Source organism: uncultured Maricaulis sp. (assembly GCF_905480005.1).
GTDB lineage: Bacteria > Pseudomonadota > Alphaproteobacteria > Caulobacterales > Maricaulaceae > Maricaulis.
Map to the genome: position 1 here is coordinate 16854 of NZ_CAJQOO010000123.1, position 16680 is coordinate 33533.

Below are 16680 nucleotides of genomic sequence, written 5' to 3' on the forward strand. Positions count from 1 at the left end.
GTTTGCGCTTAGATTTCTTCGATCATCATGGCGAAGGCGGCGGCGAAGGAGACCGACGAGCTGTCGGCTGCACCGCGATTAACGACGATCCGCACGGACGGGGCGCTCTGCACACCCATCACGCACTGAGCGCTTTCAACGCAGCTCATATCCGTGGAAACGGTCATCACGCCGGCCGAGCTGGCGGCCGAGAAAACGCCGCCATCGCCGGCAGCAGCGCCGAGCAGCACCGCAGCATCGGCTCCGCCGAGTGACCCGCTGTCAGCCATCGGCACCAGCCGGGCATTGAGCGTGACGCGACCGGCGGAAAGACCGCCCGCCATGGCCGAGGCCAGGGCCTGGGCTTCGGCTTCGCTTGCCGCGTCGTATACGATTGCGACCGTGCGATCGGAGCCGCTGGCGCCTTCGACGAAGCTCAGCGCGCGGCCGATCACTTCGAGATCGCGCTGGGTCGTCTCGGCCATTGCCGGCGTTGTGAAGAGAAGACCGGCCAGAGCCGGCAGAATGAATTTACGCATTGGGGACACCCCGTCCTGTTCCATATGTCACCGCATGGCGGCGTATGGGGTCGAAGTACAGGAGGGTTATTAACCACGACTTTCGGTTGAGTAATTGGATATTACCAATGCTTGCAGGGCGGCGTGACCAGATCACGTCACTCAATTTGATGTTGCATCGACAACTTTAATAAAGACTAGGTTTCACCGCGCTCAAGTATAGCGAATCGCCAAAGGGCGGTAGCGGGTGCCGCAGAAAAGCATCTCACCGCCGCTTTTCTGCCGCCTTCATGAGTTGGGATGGTGTCATGCGGCAGGGCGAATTAATCAGGAATGATGCGGTAGCGACCGGCTTGCTGTTGCTCGCCAGCGTTCTGCTGATACCCGGCCTGATACTCCCGGCGCTGGAAACGAGGCATCTTGGGCTGTGGGACGAGCACCACTCCATCCTCTCATTGGGCCGCTCGCTGCTAGTCGACGAAGAATGGTTTCTCGCCCTTGTTGTCCTGACCTTCTCGATTGCCGTGCCGCTCGCCAAGCTGAGTTGGATGTGGAGGCTGCAGTTTGCGCCACCGCCATCGGGCGTGAACCATCACGAGAGCGCGATAGGCTGGCTCCAGAAACTGGGCAAATGGTCCATGGCGGACGTGCTGGTGATCGCGCTCGTCGTATTCAGCCTGCGCGATAGTCTCCTGCTGCAGGCACGCCCGCTGATCGGCGCCTATTGCTTTGCGGTCTCCACCATCCTGGCGATGCTCGCCGCCGGGCGGATTGCGTCGAACTACCGGCGCCAGGCGGCCTGAGCATCAGTCGGACGTCGCGCCGGACAGCAATTCCCCGGCCCGGCGCCTCAGCTTGTCCAGCATGTCCGCCAGCAATGCTGCCTCCGCATCGTCGAGCCCGGTGAGCAGGGCGGCTTCCGCCTCGAGCGCAACGGGCGTGATCTCGCGATAGACCTGCAGCCCGGTATCCGTCAGACGCAAATCCCGCGACCGCCTGTCGGTGACGCGTTCAGACCGGTTGACCAATCCGCGCTCGACCAGCGCCTTGACAGCCCGGCTCACCGACACCTTGTCCATGGCGGCAATGTCGGACAGGGATTGCGCGGTCATCGGCGCGGCCTCGCCCAGAAGGGCAATCACCCGCCATTCCCAGATCGTCAGTCCGAAACGGTCCTGATAGGCACGCGCGACAAGGCGCGACACCTGGTTCGAGGTCACGGCCAGACGATAAGGCAGATAATCGCGCAGGCTGAGCGCAGGCGGGTTCGGATCAGTCATGACCCAGACGTGCCGGATGCGGGCAGCAGCTGCAAGACGTTTGTTGGCTCGACGGCGTGAGCCTTCCTCGGCTATCGATAGCCCATGAATGATCTCATAACCTGCCCCGCCCCGCCCCGCCTCTTCCTGGACGGCGACGACCGCCACTTCCCGGTCGGCCGCGTCTTCTGCGTCGGACGCAATTACGCCGACCATGCCAAGGAGATGGGCGAAGCCGCCGAAGCGATCTTCTTTACCAAACCGGCCAGCGCCATCACCACGGCGCCCACCCTGCCCTATCCCGACGAGACCGAGGATCTGCATCACGAGGTGGAACTGGTCCTGGCGCTTGGCGAGGGCGGGGAGATTGTCGCCTGCGGAACCGGCGTCGATCTGACCAAGCGCGACCTCCAGGCGCGCCTCAAGGCGAAGGGCGCGCCCTGGGAAATTGCGAAGGGCTTTGATCGGTCGGCCCCCATGGCCGCGCTGCGGCTCGGCCCGCCGCCATCGACCGGGGCGATCACGTTGAGCGTCAATGGCGAGACGCGCCAGTCCGGCGATCTCGATCAGATGATCCTGCCGCCCACTGCCTTGCTCGCGCAATTGGCGCGCTATTTTGCGCTACAGCCGGGCGATCTGGTTTTCACCGGAACGCCGGCCGGCGTCAGCGCCCTTCTGCCCGGCGACGCGGTCTCTGCGCGGATTGACGGCTTGCCACCGCTTGACTTCACGCTAACGGAAAGAGGCTGACCCATGACCACCAGGCTTTATGGTTACTGGCGTTCCAGCGCCGCCTACCGGCTGCGGATCGCCCTCAATCTCAAGGGCGTTGCCTACGAGCAGATTCCGGTCAATCTCAAGGATGGCGAACAACGCAGCGATGCCTGGCTCGCCATCCAGCCGCAGGGACTGGTCCCGGTTCTCGAGCATGACGGAGTGCGCCTGCTGCAATCCCCGGCCATTCTGGAATGGATTGACGAAACCTGGCCTGACCCGGCTTTCCTGCCGCGCGACGCAACAGCCCGCTGCCTGGCGAGAGGCTGGGCTTCCGTCATTGGCTGTGACATCCACCCGCTTCAGAATTTGCGCGTGCTGAAGACTGTGGCCGGCGATCTTGGTCAGGGGCCTGATGGCATGAAGGCCTGGGCGCAACGCTGGATGACGTCCGGCCTCGACGCGCTCGAGACGCTGGTGAAGGCCGCACCGCGGACCGGTGAATATCTGGGCGGCCAGACGCCTGGCCTGGCCGACATTTACCTGGTTCCACAGGCCTATAATGCCCGGCGCTGGGGTCTCGACATGGCAGACTGGCCAGCCCTGGAAGCCGCAGATGCTGCCTGCCGTGCCCGGCCGGCCTTCCGGGACGCTGCCCCGGAAAACCAGCCCGACGCAGACGGCTAGGCCCGGCGCACTTCCCAGAAGCTGTTCACGATCTCCCATTCTCCGGCCACCCGCAGGAGGAAGAGCCACTCTGTCCGGTCGGCCGCATCAATGCGCGCCGCGCCGGTCGCCTGGGTCGCCTCGAACACCGTCACCTCGGACGGCGCTGCTGCAGCGCCCGCGCGGTCGAGATGGAGGGCAATCGTCTCCAGGGTTTCCGGTGCCAGGTATTCGCGGTCACCACTGCGGTCGACATGACGGCGGTCGAAATCCGGATAGACGGAGGCTGTCACCGCCTCGGCATCGCCGGCATCCCAGGCCGCGGCATAGGTTTCGACCAGATCACCGATCGCGCGCATATCGTCGGCACGGCCTGGATTGTCGAGCCAGCCAAAACCACCATAGGCGCAATTCACGAGGGTCCACTCGCCATTGATGCGGGTGCCGACGAAGAAGTCATACCAGTCCGTATCCGCGGTCAGCTGGAAGACGCCGGTATCGGCGGTGCTGTCAAAGAAGCGGACATCCACGGTTGAGGTGATCGGGTCCAGATGCCCATCGGCATTATACATCTCGCCCAGGACCTGCAGGTCGCCCGGGGTCAGGTTCTCGATCACCATGCGACCATGCCCCTGGAAATTGGGGCGCAGGCCGAGCTTCGACAACTCCGGATGCACCGTGGACAGGACCTGATCGGCATCGCGGGCATAAAAGCCGCGGGCAAAACGGTCGGCCAATGGCTCGAGCGCGGCTTCGGTAACCGGATCGTCAGCCAGGCTGACCGACGTCAGTCCCAGCGGGGCCAAGCTAAGCGTTGCGAGTGTGGCAAGTGTTCGGATCATGGTCCTGTCCCCTGTGTGATTGCGACCACACATGTGCCATGCCCGCGACCGCAGGCACGTTTATTCGGGGCAATCTCAATCAACTGAATGTGATCCAGGCCTAGCGCCTCAGCCGCGCGAAACCCCGATTGGCCAAACCGTCCAGCAACCATTCCACCGGCCCGGACCGCAAATACCGATCCGTGAGCCAGACCGCGCCCGCCTGGACGCCGGTCAGAACCACGCCGAGCGCGAAGAGCGCGGCAGGGTCCAGTCGTCCGAACAGGGCCAGGCCGGGCACTCCGGAAAACAGGAGGGTCAGAACTATGATCTGGCCGACATGGACGCTCAGCCAGAGATGCCCGGCCCGGATGAAGAGGAGCTGGACCGGTTCGGCAATACGGAAGCGGATGGCTAGCACGACAAGAGCGGCATAGCCATAAGCCAGCAGCAAGGCTGCAAAGGCACGCGCCATCAACCCTTCCCAGGCCTGCGAAGGTGCGAAGGCGACACTCATGGCCTGCACCGCACTCCAGCCGCTCAGCGGCAGCCCAATCCCGAGCGCGATGGCTGCACTGGTCACCAGGGGCATGACCGGCCAGCGTCCGCCCCAGAATCCCCGCTCCACAAGTTCCATGCCCAACAGGATCAGCCCCAGCACGCCGCCACCGAGAAAGAAGAACTCGACCAGATGGAATTGCAGCGCCGTCGCCATATTGTGCGGCAGATGGGACCAGAAGCCGGACTGGTGCGCCGCCTCGATCGCGGCAATTCGGGCGTCATCCAGACCCAGAAGATCGGGCAATCCCATCGTGTCAGGCAAGAGCGCGGTAATACCGATCCCCGCAAGAACGATCAGGACTGTGCCGCCAATCAGCGCCACCAGCGATACCCAGCGCGTTACCGGCGGCAAGGCCCTCATCGGCAGGGCAATCATCGCGGCAAGGGCCATCACTGTCAGCAGCTCGCCATGCCAGAAGAGATAGGCCAGGCCGAGCCCCAGCAGGCACAGCCAACCCAGGCCCGGCTTGTCCCCGCTGCCCTCGCGCAGGGCGAGCGCCGATCCGAACAGGACAATCAGGAGGATATTGAAAACCCAGGCGACAAAGGTCTGGCCGGCCCACCAGGCAAGGCTGTCCAACGGGCCGGGTATCTCGGTCTGCAGCGGCAGAAGATCGGCCGCCGCCCAGACATGGGCAAAGCCCGGCAGGTTTGCGAAGAGCAGGCCAAACACCGTCACGCCCAGCATGATCAGGATGCCGGCCTCTTCCCCTTCATCGCCTGCGTCCATGCCTGCTCCTGCGGGCCCTGCCCCATTTCCGCCGTCTTCTTACGAAGACTTCATGAAACTCTCATCTTGCGTGCATTGCCCTCACCGTATGCAGGTCCCACGCACATATTCAATCCTTTGGACGTTCGGGCGCACACCAGACATGGTCCAGTTTCTGATATCTCTCATCGAATGGTTCGCCATGGTGGCCCTGTCATCGGTCGGCCTGGACACGTCTGCCTCGACCGAATGCGGTTCGGCCCCGGCGCCTCAGCCCGCCGAGTATCGCGAAGCGGTCATGGTCCTGGGCGACCGCGAGCCGAGCAATTGGACCAAGATCAGCCTCGATCCGTGCGCACAATGGACCCCGATCCGCGACAGCCAGGAACTGCCGGAACTCCTGGCACCGCCACTGGTCTATACCAGCTAGCGTCCGGTCGCAGGCCAACACCCACACGACCTTTCCGCTGCAAATATTGAATTTGCATAGATTATCTGTGTGCCTCGCGCGCATCTCCCCCTATTCTCTGCCATATTGAGCCCAACCGGCACGCCCGCGCGCGCGGACGGGCCGTACACGGAATACAGCCAGCCAGGCCCGAAATGACCGAGACCAGACAAGACCACACGATCGAACTCGCGGAGATGACCATGTCCGACGAGGACAACCCGTCACCGGTAGCGCCGACAGGCGGCCAGGCGCTGACAGCGCCCGCCAATCAGGACGCACCGGGATCCGACGCCCCGCCGCGTGGCGGTAACTGGCTCGTCTGGCTGGGCAATAGCTTCGCGCTTTGCTGGGTCGGTGGAGCCAGTGCCTATCTGTGGGCCTATCTGGGGATCCAGTCCTTCGAGGCTCTGGGTCGGTACAGCTTCGGCCAGCTGACGGGTCTGTCGGTCTTCGCGCTCCTGCCCGCCCTGATCTTCATCATCGCCGGCATGATGGCGCGCGAAATCGTCCGGAGCTCTGCCAATACGCGCCGGGTCGAACTGGCCATCCGCAAGCTGGCCGAGCCGGCGCAATATGCCCGGCACGAAGTGCAGACACTGTCCGCCGCCGTGTCCGGCGAGGTCGAGCGGATCAATTCGGCGCTGGAAAGCGCGCTCGCCCGCCTGGCGGCGATGGAAGAAGTGATCAGTCATCACGCCGAGTCCCTTGAACAGTCCGCCACTGATGCCCGCGACCGCACCGAAAGCCTGCTCAAGGGTTTGCGCTCGGAACGCCTGCGTCTGGGTGAGGTTTCGGAATCGCTGGACGACAAGGCCGCACTGATCGCCGCCGCCATATCGGATCAGTCGAAAATGGTCGCGGCGGCCGCAGAACTGGCTGCCAGCCAGGCCTCCGACAGCGAGAAGCGGATACGCGCCAGTGTCGACGATCTCAATGAGGCCGGCAGCGCCGTCACCGAACGCAGCGACGCCGCGGCCCTCGTCATCTCCGAACGCAGCGGCCATTTGCGCGAATTGTCGGATGGCCTCAAGGAGCGCTCGGAAAATCTCGACGCCGCTTATGTGAAGCATCGCCAGCGTCTGGCCGATGCCGGTGAGGCCCTGCGTCAGGAGCAGGAGAAGATCGCCGCCGCACTCGACTTCCACAAGGCCGAGCTGGAAGTCATGGCCTCGACCGCCCGGGATGGTGCCGACGCGCTGAATTCCGCTGCCTCCAACGGCGCTGTCGCTTTCCGCGAAGCCGTGGAAACCGCGATCGAGCGGGCTGACGGGATGGCGGGCCGGGTCCGCGCCGAGACCGAAAGCGCGGCGCAGGAACATGAATCCGCCCTCGCCCGCCTGATCGCCTCAGCCCAGGAGGCCAAATCCGTCTCCGAAGCCGCGATTGATGCGATCGAAGCCCAGGCCGACATCGTCGCCAGCAAGGTCGAACAGACCAATGAGGCGGCCTATGAAGCGGCACGCCGCTCCGACGAAGCCTTCGAGCTGCGCCTGGCGGAAGCCGACAAGCTGACCAAGCGCGCCTCCGTCGCGGCCGATGAGGCCGCTGATTCCGTGCGCAAGCGGCTCGAGAGCGTCCTTGCCGCGGCGCGCTCTGAAACCCAGACGGTCGAGCGTCATCTCGACGCCATGACCGAACGCCTGTCAGAAATGCCCGGCATGGCGCGCGACCGGGCCCAGGAAGCGGCCGACACGCTGCGCCGTGGCCTGGAGGGTCTGAATGCTGCGGCGATGGCGGCGGCTGAAGAGGCCCAGGAGATTGATGCCGCCTTCCAGGCCCGCATCCGCCAGAATTACGAATTGCTCTCGGACTTCATGTTGCGCATGGGTTCGGTTGCCGGCGGTCGGCGCGCGCCGGAGCTGGCGAGCAATGAACTGCCCGACCCGCTGGCCGGCCGCAAGCCGCGGCGCACGGCCACGCCAAGCGATGACGGGGCATCGGCTGAGTCGGAAACCGAAACAGGGTCGGATGACGATATGACGCGACCGCTCGGACACTCCGAAGCGTCGACCCAGCCACGGGCGGAAAATGCTGTTGGCTTCCCGGAGCGAGGCGGACGACGTCCCGGCGGTTCCGGCAGCGAGCCGGGCTGGCGCTGGAAGGATCTGCTCTCATCCATGCCGGATGACGAGGACGCCCCCGCCCCCCGGCGCGGCAACCGCACCGGCAAGACGGACCCGGACTCGAACGACAGCTAGAAACAGCGCGCTGCGAACCGGGTTGGGCGGCTAGTTGTCCGCGGCATGCGTGCGACTGGCGGTCCAGTCAGCAATCTCGCGACTGGCCTCGCGCGAAGCCTGGTCGAAGGCCGCGACAATGGCCGTGGTCCGGTTGGCGCTGGCACGCACTTGCGAGGTCACCACACGGGCACCGGCAAATCGGCGACCACTCTCCGCGACCAGGCGGGCGGAAAGCCGCACCCGAACGATCGGCGCCGCGTCTTCGCCGCGATCATAGACAGCCTCGAATTCCTGCATATCAACACGCAGCTCGTAATCGGCCCGAACCCCGTCATCCGCGCGCGTCGGGGCCAGTCCGGACTGACGCGCATTGAAGGTGTCGATCACCAGGCTCTGAAGCAGCCGCGGTGCCGGAGAAATCCAGCGTGCGCCATGGATATAGGCGAGGCTCGACCCGTCCCGGATGATGGCGATCTGGTCGCCGGACAGCCCGCGCGGGGCGTTCGGTGTATCGATCTCGATTATGGTCCAGTTCTCACCGGCCAGCTCGGCCGGCTCCGGCGATGACAGGCGATAGACGGAGACCGGTTCGGCTTCCGGCAGCAAGGAAACGCAGGCGGAGACCGACAGGGCGCTCAGCCCGACAAGGGCGGCCCGGATGTAATGCGATCCGCTCATTGCGGCACCTCCACGGTTTCACGGGGCGCTCCGGCGATGAAGCTCCCGGGATTGCTTTCAACCTCGGACGTGATCCGCTCGAGCGAGGCCACAACGCGCCGCAGGTCTGAGAGAGTCCGGTTGAGATCCTCGATCCCGCTATCGGCCAGGCTTTCCAGCGCCGGGTGCAGGGTGAGAACAATCTGGTTGGTATCGGCGGCGGCCTGGTTCACGGCCATGGCCGCGAGGGTGGTCTCATTGGTCGCCAGCGTCATTTCATTATTGAGGAAGGCTTCCGCCGTCACGCCGAAGCGTTGCAGCGAGATCGCCGCTTCATTCATGCCCTGGGCCGCCGTGTCGATGCTGGCGAGCGTATTGCGCATGTCGGTGATCAGCGCCTCCTCCTCGGAGAGCCGGTCGGTGATCTCGCGCAGATTGGTCAGCGTCGCCGAGACCTCGTCCACATTCTGCTCCGACAGGAGGGCCGACAGGCGGAACAACGCCGTTTGCGCGGCGTCGAGCACATCCTCGGACCCCTCGACCAGGCCTTCCAGCTGCGCCCGGCGGGCAAAGATGCGGGGCGGCGAACGATTGGCCGGGCTTTCCAGGCGCTGGGCTTCCGGCGTGCCGCCGGTAATCAGGACATAGGACAGGCCGGTCAGTCCCTGCGGCTCCAGCTGGGCTTCACTGTTCACGCGGACCGGCGTCTGCGCCAGCACGCGGATACGCGCGATCACCCGGCTTTGATCATCGAGTTCCAGATCCGTGACTTCCCCCACCTGGATGCCGTTGAAGCGCACTTCGCCGCTTTCGCGCAGACCGCGTACGGGCCCGTCGAAAACGATGTCATAGAAGGCATACTCCTCGTCAAAGGAGACCTTGCCGAGCCAGAGGGCGAAGAAGCCACCGGCCGCCAGCAGGAGGACGGCGAACAAGCCGACCAGGGCGTGATGGGCTTTGGTTTCCATGCTCTAGTTCTCCTTGGCGGCCAGCGCGGCGCGCCCGCGTGGTCCGTGGAAATATTCCTTGATCCAGGGATGGGGATTCCCCAACAACTCCCTGATTGGCGCGACGGCTTCAACCCGCTTGTCGGCCAAAACCGCGACGCGGTCACAAATCGCGTAAAGACTGTCGAGATCGTGTGTGATCATGACCACAGTCAGACCCAGGGCATCAGACAATTCCCGGATCAGACTGTCGAACGCCGCCGCGCCGATCGGATCAAGGCCGGCGGTCGGTTCGTCGAGAAAGAGAATTTCAGGATCCAGCGCCAGCGCCCGCGCCAGGGCTGCGCGCTTGCGCATGCCGCCGGACAATTCAGACGGGAAGCGATCCGCCGCGCCCGGATCAAGACCGGCCAGGCCGATCTTCATGCCGGCGATCTCCTCCATGAGCGAGATGGGCATGTCGATATGCTCACGCAGCGGCGCCATCACGTTTTCCAGCACGGAGAGCGAGGTAAACAGGGCCCCGTTCTGGAACAACACGCCCAGCCGACTGTCGATCTGGCGACGCTCACGTGCTGACATGTCGGCCAGGCGCTGGCCGTTCAGGCGTATGTCTCCGCCCTCGGGCTGTTTGAGCCCCAAAATGGTGTTCAGCAATACCGTCTTGCCGGTACCCGATCCGCCGACAATGCCGAGAATCTCACCGCGATGGACGTCCAGGTCGAGATGCTCGTGGACGACATGGCGCCCGAAGGCGCTGCGCAGATTGCGGACCGAGATGAGGATGTCGTCGGTCAAATCCCCAACTCCAGATACATCATCGCAAACAGGGCCTCGAGCACGATGATGGCGAAAATCGACTGGACCACCGATGCTGTCACGCGCCGACCCAGCGACTCCACATCGCCCTGGACCTGCATGCCCTGGCGACAGCCGATAATGGCAACCACCATTCCGAATACCGGCGCCTTCGACATGCCGACCCAGAAATGGCTGATATCGATTTCGGAATGCAGGCGCGTGAAGAACAGCGCCGGCGAGATATCCTGCGCTGACCATGTCACCAGCATGCCGCCGAATATCCCGGCAACCATCGCGCCGAATGTCAGCAGCGGCGCCATGAGCACACAGGCCACAACCCGCGGCAGGACCAGCGCTTCATAGGGGTCAAGACCCAGCACACGCATGGCATCGACTTCCTGCTGCATCTTCATCGCGCCGATCGAGGCGGTGAAGGCGCTGTCCGAGCGGGCAGCCAGCATGATCGCGGTGATCAGCACGCCGAACTCGCGCAGGATGGAGAGGCCGACCAGGTCGACCGTAAACACCGACGCGCCGAAACTCTGCAACAAGGTTGCCCCCATGAACGCCACCACAGCGCCGATGAAGAATGTCAGGGTCGCGACGATGGGCAATGCGTTGACGCCCACCTCTTCCATCGCCCAGACGGTCGGGGTCAGGCGAAAACGCCAGGGCTGAAGGAAGCAGGAAGCGCCGGTGGTCAGTGTCTTTCCGAAGAAGGCAAAGGTGTCGACCGCCTCGCGGTAGGCGGCTTCCAGCCCCGCGCCGATCCGGGCCAGGGCCTTGATGAAGCCGAAGGTCGGCACCTCTTCCGGTCCGCAAATCTGGGTACGCTGGCGGACTTCTTCGATCAGGCGCCGGACCGTGCGGTGCTCGCCGACAAAATGGAAATCCGCATCCGGGGTCGGACAGCGCCGCGTTGCCCGGCCCAGCAGGTAGGCTCCCGACGTATCGACCCGGCCAAGATGCCTGACATCAACAATGATATTGCAGGGGTCGGCCGCATTCTCGACCGCACGGATCGCACTGTCATGACGGCCGATCGTGTCTACGACCCAATCGCCATGCGGTTCCAGGATCGTGCGCTCGCCCTCCTCGCGCACAACCAGTTCCGCCCTCGGCGATGATTCGTCCCGCATTCCCCTCATCATGCAAATCCTAGTCGATATTTTCCCGGCGCGGGAGTGAAGAAACGCGATGCAATCCGAACGCCGCCACCAGGCCCAACAAGCCCGGCACCATCATGAAAGCAAATCCCCCCACTCCGAATGAAGCAAAGGCATAGCCTGACAGGGTCGACATCGCTGCCAGTATGATGCCACCGGACAAGGCTGAATTGAGGCCTTGTGACAGGGCCGTTTGATCGTCGGGCATATCGCGGGCGGTAAATCGCAGAAACCCGACATAGGTGGCGGCGAAGGTCAGCGCATGCAAGGCCTGCAGGGGAAACAGCGCCCAGACAGGCGGGGACAGCGCAGTCAGCCCCCAGCGAACCAGCGAGGCCAGCCCGCCCAACATCATCAGGTGAGCCGGGCTGAGACGCCCGAGCCAGCCCCGCCCGGACAGCCAGAGGAAGGCGATCTCGAACGCCACGGCGGAGGCCCAGAGCGTGCCGACCATGGCCCCGCTGATACCCTGCTGGGTCCAGGCATTGGCCGAGACGACATAGTAGAAGGCATGTCCCGACTGGATCAGGGCCGAGGCGGCCAGGGCGAGCCCCAGCGGGCCGGCCAGGCGACGACGCAATTCCTTCCACTCGTCGGGGCGCGGGACATGAGCGGTCGGCCGGTGCCCCGGCGGCAGCCAGGCCGCGGCCAGCGCCATCAGCCCGCCGGCAATGATCACCCAAGCCAGCACGCTCTCGGTGCCGGTGCGGTCAATCAGCGCGCCGGCGGTGAAATTGGCGACGATAAAGAGCGCCGAGCCGAAGGCGCGCACCGGGCCGAATTCGAAGGCATGGTCGCGGGCGGCGCGGATTGCGAACGCGTCGGTCACCGGGATCTGGCCGAATACCAGCGCGCCGGCCGCGAAGGAGAGCACGACCAGGAGCCAGGGCGAGTCGACCGGGATATGCAGCGCGAAGACGACCACGCTCCCGATGGCGAAAGCGAGAATGGGATCCCGATGACGCACGGCGCGGTCAGCCCAGCGCGCGCCGATCGGCGAGACCAGGGTCCGCCCGATCATCCCCGCAGCGAGGATCCAGCCAATCCATTCCGGCGACAGGCCACGCCCGTCCAGCCAGCGCGGGAAATAGGGCAGGAAAGCCCCGAACATGAGGTAGAAGGCGCCATAATATGTGGCGAAGCGCAGGGCTGTGGGTTTGACCATCATGACTTCCTGATCGTGCGCTTCGCTGCAGCGCCGCATTTCCCGGCTAGAGCGGCTTGGCGAACAATGTTCACTTCTATAGGTTCGCGTTTCAATTGCCACCGCCGGAATCACGCCTCATGGACGGACATAACCTTGTTTCCGCAGGGATGGAAAAGGAGAGTGAGGTCACGCCGGTCCGGCCGTTGCGCGTCCTTGTCACCGGATACCGATCCCATCCCCATGTTGGCGGACAGGGCGTCTATCTTCGCGAATTGACCCGCGCCCTCCGCGCACTCGGCCATGACGTGTCCGTCGCCTCGGGCCCCCCCTATCCCGAGCTTGACCCGGGCATCACCCTGTACGAACTGCCGTCGCTCGACCTGTTCGCCGAAGACAATGCCTTTCTCGCCCTGCGCGCCCGGCACCTGAAGTCCTGGTCCGACCTGTCGGAATGGCTGGCACACAATTCCGGCGCTTTCGGCGAGCTCTACGCATTCGGCCGCCGCCTGGACCGGTTTCTCAAGGCGCATGAAGACCAGTTCGACGTGGTCCATGACAATCAGACCCTGTCGGCCCCCATGCTGCGCATCAATGCGCGCATCCCGGTCATCACCACCCTGCACCACCCGATTGCCATCGACCGCGATTATGCCATCGCGGCCGGTCGCAAATGGTGGGAGCGCCTGCTGACCCGGCGCTGGTACCGCTTCATCGACATGCAGGCCAGAACCGCCCGCGCCCTGCCGCGCCATCTCGCCGTCTCCGGCGCCGCCCGTCAGACCCATGCCGAGCGCTATGGTGTTGATCCGGACCGCGTGAGGGTCGCCTTCAACGGGCTGGATCACGACACTTTCTGCCCCGATAGCGCCGTTGAGCGCGAGACCGGACTGATCGTGACCACAGCCAGCGCCGACGTCCCGATCAAGGGTCTGGACGTCCTGATCGAGGCCCTCGCCCGCGTCGCGGCCGCCCGCCCTGCGGCCCGGCTTCATATCATCGGCACGCTGCGCGACGGTCCCGCCAAGCGCATGCTGGCCGCACACGGCCTGTCCGAGCGCGTGACCACCTCGTCCGACCTGACCCGGGCCGAGGTCGCTGATCTCTACCGCCGCGCCCATATCGTTGCCTGTCCGGCCCGCTTTGAAGGTTTCGGCTTTCCCGCCGCCGAGGCCATGGCGTGCGGATCCGCCGTGGTCGCCAGTGATGGCGGCGCATTGCCGGAAGTGGTCGGCGATGCCGGTCTTGTCTCTCCGGCCGGGGAAGCGGGGCCGATGGCCGACAATCTCGCCCGCCTGCTCGATGATCCGGCCCTCGCCGGTGAATTGGGCGCACGCGCCGCCGACCGGGCCCGCAGGGAATTCAACTGGTCGAGCCATGCGCTCGCCGCCTCGCATCTCTATGTCGAGGCCTTGTCAGAACAGGTCAGGGCCTGAACCGATGCAGACCATTCAGACAGAAAGCCTGGCGCTCGAGCCCGGCATGCGCGTTCTTGATCTGGGCTGCGGCCAGGGCCGGCACCTGCACGGCCTGTACTGGGACGAGACACCGGTCACCGCCGTCGGGCTGGACCTTTGCTATGAAGACGTGGTGATCGCGCTCGACAAATTCTTCGAGCTCCCGCCGCCTGAACCCGCTTCGCCATTGCGCCATGCCGTCCTCACGGCCGGGACCGGCGAGACGCTTCCCTTTCCTGACAATACATTCGATCGCGTCATCTGTTCCGAAGTGCTCGAACATGTGCCCGACCCCGAACTTTTCCTCGCCGAAATTCGCCGTGTCCTCAAGCCGGACGGGATATTCGCCGCCTCGGTGCCGCGCTATTGGCCGGAAGCGATCTGCTGGTGGCTGTCCTTTGGCTATCAGAATACGCCGGGCGGGCATGTCCGCATCTTCAAGCCGAAAGCCTTCCGACATGATGTCGAAAAGCATGGCTTCCGCCGTTTCCGCCGCCATTGGGCCCATGCCTTGCACAGCCCGTATTGGTGGCTGCGGTGTGCTGTCTGGGACACCCAGGAAAGCAATGGTCTGGTCGCGCTCTACCGGCGCTTCCTGGAATGGGATCTGATCAAGCGTCCCTGGCTCACCCGGGCCATGGAATGGGGGCTTGATCCGGTCATGGGCAAGTCGGTGGTGATGTATTTCAGGAAGACGAATTGATGAGCGATCTGGTCGACATCAAGGCCTGTGCCGATCACATCGCGGCCCTGCAGCGCAGCGACGGAACAATCCCCTGGATCGAGGCCGGTGTCTGGGATGCCTGGAATCACGGTGAAGCAACGATGGGGCTCGCCATCGCCGGCCGGGAGGCCGAAGCCCTGCGCGCCCTCACCGCACTGATGGACCGCCAGGAGGCCGATGGCGGCTGGACCGGCGATCTCGGCGCCTCGGTACCGCTCGATGACGCCAATCGCCATCTGGTGCCGGGCAAGCCGAAAACCGCGCGGGACACCAATTTCTCCGGCTATGTCGCGGTCACCGTTCTGCGCAGCCTGCTCGCCCTGAAGGCGATGGACCAGCTGCCGCGCTACTGGCCGATGATCGACGCTGCGATGGACTTCGTCCTCGCCCACCAGACCGAGCATGGCGATATCGTCTGGCGCGCCCGGGGCGACGAACAGACATTGACTGAGATCGACAGCCTGCGTGCCGGTAATGCCAGCCTTTACAAGGCGCTGGAATGCGCGAGTCTGATGGGGCGCCGGCTCGGCAAGACGGTCGAGCCCTGGCTTGAGGCCCGCCGCCGGATCGGCGCCGCGCTCCGTGAGAATGATGCCCGCTTTGACCGCAAGGGTACGGACCGGCGCGGCTTCGCCATGGACTGGTACTACCCCGCCCTCGCGGGTGTCCTGTCGACCGATATTGGTCGCGCCAGGCTCTATGCCCGGTGGACCGAATTCGTCGAACCGGGCCTGGGCTGCCGCTGTGTCTCCGACCAGCCCTGGGTCACCGCGGCGGAAACCGCCGAGCTTGCGCTTGCCTGCCAGACTGTCGGCAAGCACGAGCAGGCGCGCGCACTGATCGCCAATCTCGCCCCCTTGATCGCTCGCGATGGCGGCTATTGGATGGGCTGGCAGTTCGAGGAATCGATCATCTGGCCACGCGAGCGCCCCTCCTGGACGTCCGGTGCCCTGATCCTTGCCGCTGATGCGATTGAGGGGCTGAGCCCCGGCCATACCCTGTTGGTGGCCAATCACCTGCCGGAATATCCGGCGACTAGAGCCGCCGCAAAACTTCCAGCGTTCCTGTACGCCTGACCGGCTCGAACAGACCCGACGCACACGCCAGCTTCCAGATCTCGTAAGGCGGGCGTCCGCCATCTTCCGGATTGGGGAAGACGTCGTGAATGGCGAGGATGCCGCCCGCCACGACACGACCCGCCCAGCCGCGATAATCCGCCAGCGCCGCCGCCATGGAATGCCCGCCATCGATAAAGACCATGCCCAGCGGCGTGGTCCAGTTGGCGGCAATCACGGCGGATCGTCCGACCAGCGGAATAACGCAGTCTTCCAGCTCGCCGCGGAACAGGGTTTCGCGCAGGGCCGGCAGGGTCTCGACCGCGCCAAGCCTGGCGTTGAACAGCTCGGGGTCGTGATATTCCTCACCCGGCTGATGCTCTTCGGAGCCGCGATGGTGATCCAGCGTGTAGAGCACGGTCCCCGCCTGGCGCGCCGCCGGGCCAAGATAGAGGGCCGACTTGCCGCAATAGGAGCCGATCTCCAGGACGGGGCCCAGACGTCCGGCCTCGGCAGCCAGGCTCGCCAGATCGCGACCTTCCTCGGGATCGAGGAAGCCTTTGACTTCGTCGGGATGGATCATCAGGAAATGGCGGGGTTGCGCATCTGGCGGCGCAGGGCGGCCAGTTCATCGGCGCGATCACGCAGATCATTGACCCGCAGGGCCAGCAGGTCGCGCTCGATCCGCAAACTGGAGAGCGCCTCGGCATCATGATGCGTCGTCAATTCGAGCATGGCGGCCTCGAAGACCGACTGCGCCGTCTGGGCATTGGCCATGGCCGTTTCCACGGCGCCCAGTGCATCGGTCACGTCAGAGCGCGACAGGCCGGCGCCTTCACTCATGAGCACACGCGAGGCGGCATCAATGCTC

The 16680-nt window shown here is 64.7% G+C and carries 19 protein-coding genes; 8 read left to right on the forward strand and 11 right to left on the reverse strand.

From position 1 onward, the window contains the following. Nucleotides 1-8: 8 nt before the first annotated feature. Nucleotides 9-518 (reverse strand): hypothetical protein, encoded by a 510-nt coding sequence (locus QZ266_RS11005; protein WP_295695100.1) that lies wholly within the window; start codon nucleotides 516-518, stop codon nucleotides 9-11. 287 nt (nucleotides 519-805) lie between these two features. On the opposite strand from QZ266_RS11005, the gene QZ266_RS11010 reads away from it, so the two are divergent. Next, on the forward strand, nucleotides 806-1300 hold the full coding sequence (locus QZ266_RS11010) for a paraquat-inducible protein A (protein WP_295695104.1): 495 nt from the start codon (nucleotides 806-808) through the stop codon (nucleotides 1298-1300). A gap of 3 nt (nucleotides 1301-1303) precedes the next feature. Here the strand turns inward: QZ266_RS11010 and QZ266_RS11015 are convergent, their stop codons facing one another. Beyond that, nucleotides 1304-1777, reverse strand: coding sequence for a MarR family transcriptional regulator (locus QZ266_RS11015; RefSeq protein ID WP_295695106.1), 474 nt, complete (start codon nucleotides 1775-1777; stop codon nucleotides 1304-1306). Nucleotides 1778-1861: 84 nt separating this feature from the next. Here QZ266_RS11015 and QZ266_RS11020 point away from each other — a divergent pair, with 84 nt between their 5' ends. Together QZ266_RS11020 and maiA are read left to right on the forward strand one after the other, a co-directional pair. Further along, nucleotides 1862-2506, forward strand: a complete 645-nt coding sequence (locus tag QZ266_RS11020) for a fumarylacetoacetate hydrolase family protein (RefSeq protein WP_295695108.1) — start codon at nucleotides 1862-1864, stop codon at nucleotides 2504-2506. Between the two features lie 3 nt (nucleotides 2507-2509). Next, the gene (gene maiA / locus QZ266_RS11025; protein ID WP_295695110.1) at nucleotides 2510-3157 is read left to right on the forward strand and encodes a maleylacetoacetate isomerase; all 648 of its coding nucleotides are present in this window, start codon (nucleotides 2510-2512) and stop codon (nucleotides 3155-3157) included. Here the strand turns inward: maiA and QZ266_RS11030 are convergent. Together QZ266_RS11030 and QZ266_RS11035 are read right to left on the reverse strand one after the other, a co-directional pair. Beyond that, nucleotides 3154-3978 (reverse strand): nuclear transport factor 2 family protein, encoded by an 825-nt coding sequence (locus tag QZ266_RS11030; protein WP_295695112.1) that lies wholly within the window; start codon nucleotides 3976-3978, stop codon nucleotides 3154-3156. The genes maiA and QZ266_RS11030 overlap by 4 nt on opposite strands. A gap of 100 nt (nucleotides 3979-4078) precedes the next feature. Continuing rightward, nucleotides 4079-5248 carry a DUF418 domain-containing protein gene (locus QZ266_RS11035; protein WP_295695114.1) on the reverse strand — a complete coding sequence of 390 codons (1170 nt, stop codon included), beginning with the start codon at nucleotides 5246-5248 and terminating at the stop codon, nucleotides 4079-4081. Nucleotides 5249-5390: 142 nt separating this feature from the next. Between QZ266_RS11035 and QZ266_RS11040 the strand changes: the two genes are divergently transcribed. Next, complete coding sequence (locus QZ266_RS11040; protein WP_295695116.1) at nucleotides 5391-5657, forward strand: hypothetical protein; 267 nt, start codon at nucleotides 5391-5393, stop codon at nucleotides 5655-5657. 221 nt (nucleotides 5658-5878) lie between these two features. Next, complete coding sequence (locus tag QZ266_RS11045; protein WP_295695118.1) at nucleotides 5879-7876, forward strand: hypothetical protein; 1998 nt, start codon at nucleotides 5879-5881, stop codon at nucleotides 7874-7876. Between the two features lie 30 nt (nucleotides 7877-7906). Here QZ266_RS11045 and QZ266_RS11050 read toward each other — a convergent pair whose 3' ends face one another. The 5 genes from QZ266_RS11050 to QZ266_RS11070 are packed head-to-tail and all read right to left on the reverse strand — an operon-like array spanning nucleotide 7907 to nucleotide 12594. Further along, a complete protein-coding gene (locus QZ266_RS11050) occupies nucleotides 7907-8536 on the reverse strand; it encodes an ABC-type transport auxiliary lipoprotein family protein (RefSeq protein WP_295695120.1) in 630 nt (209 codons plus the stop codon). After that, nucleotides 8533-9483 carry an MlaD family protein gene (locus QZ266_RS11055; protein WP_295695122.1) on the reverse strand — a complete coding sequence of 317 codons (951 nt, stop codon included), beginning with the start codon at nucleotides 9481-9483 and terminating at the stop codon, nucleotides 8533-8535. Before QZ266_RS11055 ends, QZ266_RS11050 begins: the two co-directional genes overlap by 4 nt. A gap of 3 nt (nucleotides 9484-9486) precedes the next feature. Then, nucleotides 9487-10260 (reverse strand): ABC transporter ATP-binding protein, encoded by a 774-nt coding sequence (locus QZ266_RS11060; RefSeq protein ID WP_295695124.1) that lies wholly within the window; start codon nucleotides 10258-10260, stop codon nucleotides 9487-9489. Continuing rightward, entirely contained in the window at nucleotides 10257-11402 is a 1146-nt protein-coding gene (locus QZ266_RS11065; RefSeq protein ID WP_295695126.1) for an ABC transporter permease, read from the reverse strand. Before QZ266_RS11065 ends, QZ266_RS11060 begins: the two co-directional genes overlap by 4 nt. 19 nt (nucleotides 11403-11421) lie before the next feature. Then, nucleotides 11422-12594, reverse strand: a complete 1173-nt coding sequence (locus tag QZ266_RS11070) for an MFS transporter (protein WP_295695128.1) — start codon at nucleotides 12592-12594, stop codon at nucleotides 11422-11424. A gap of 119 nt (nucleotides 12595-12713) precedes the next feature. Between QZ266_RS11070 and QZ266_RS11075 the strand changes: the two genes are divergently transcribed. Genes QZ266_RS11075 through QZ266_RS11085 form a run of 3 tightly spaced genes read left to right on the forward strand, consistent with a single transcriptional unit; the run spans nucleotide 12714 to nucleotide 15830 of the window. Continuing rightward, nucleotides 12714-14009: a glycosyltransferase family 4 protein gene (locus QZ266_RS11075; RefSeq protein WP_295695130.1), complete on the forward strand. Its 1296-nt coding sequence runs from the start codon at nucleotides 12714-12716 to the stop codon at nucleotides 14007-14009. Between the two features lie 4 nt (nucleotides 14010-14013). After that, nucleotides 14014-14733 carry a class I SAM-dependent methyltransferase gene (locus QZ266_RS11080; RefSeq protein WP_295695132.1) on the forward strand — a complete coding sequence of 240 codons (720 nt, stop codon included), beginning with the start codon at nucleotides 14014-14016 and terminating at the stop codon, nucleotides 14731-14733. Beyond that, complete coding sequence (locus tag QZ266_RS11085; RefSeq protein WP_295695134.1) at nucleotides 14733-15830, forward strand: hypothetical protein; 1098 nt, start codon at nucleotides 14733-14735, stop codon at nucleotides 15828-15830. Before QZ266_RS11080 ends, QZ266_RS11085 begins: the two co-directional genes overlap by 1 nt. Here the strand turns inward: QZ266_RS11085 and QZ266_RS11090 are convergent. Both QZ266_RS11090 and QZ266_RS11095 read right to left on the reverse strand, forming a co-directional pair. Continuing rightward, a complete protein-coding gene (locus QZ266_RS11090) occupies nucleotides 15790-16392 on the reverse strand; it encodes a class I SAM-dependent methyltransferase (protein ID WP_295695135.1) in 603 nt (200 codons plus the stop codon). The genes QZ266_RS11085 and QZ266_RS11090 overlap by 41 nt on opposite strands. Then, a partial coding sequence (locus QZ266_RS11095; protein WP_295695138.1) for a hypothetical protein occupies nucleotides 16392-16680 on the reverse strand: 289 nt, incomplete at its 5' end. The genes QZ266_RS11090 and QZ266_RS11095, both read right to left, overlap by 1 nt.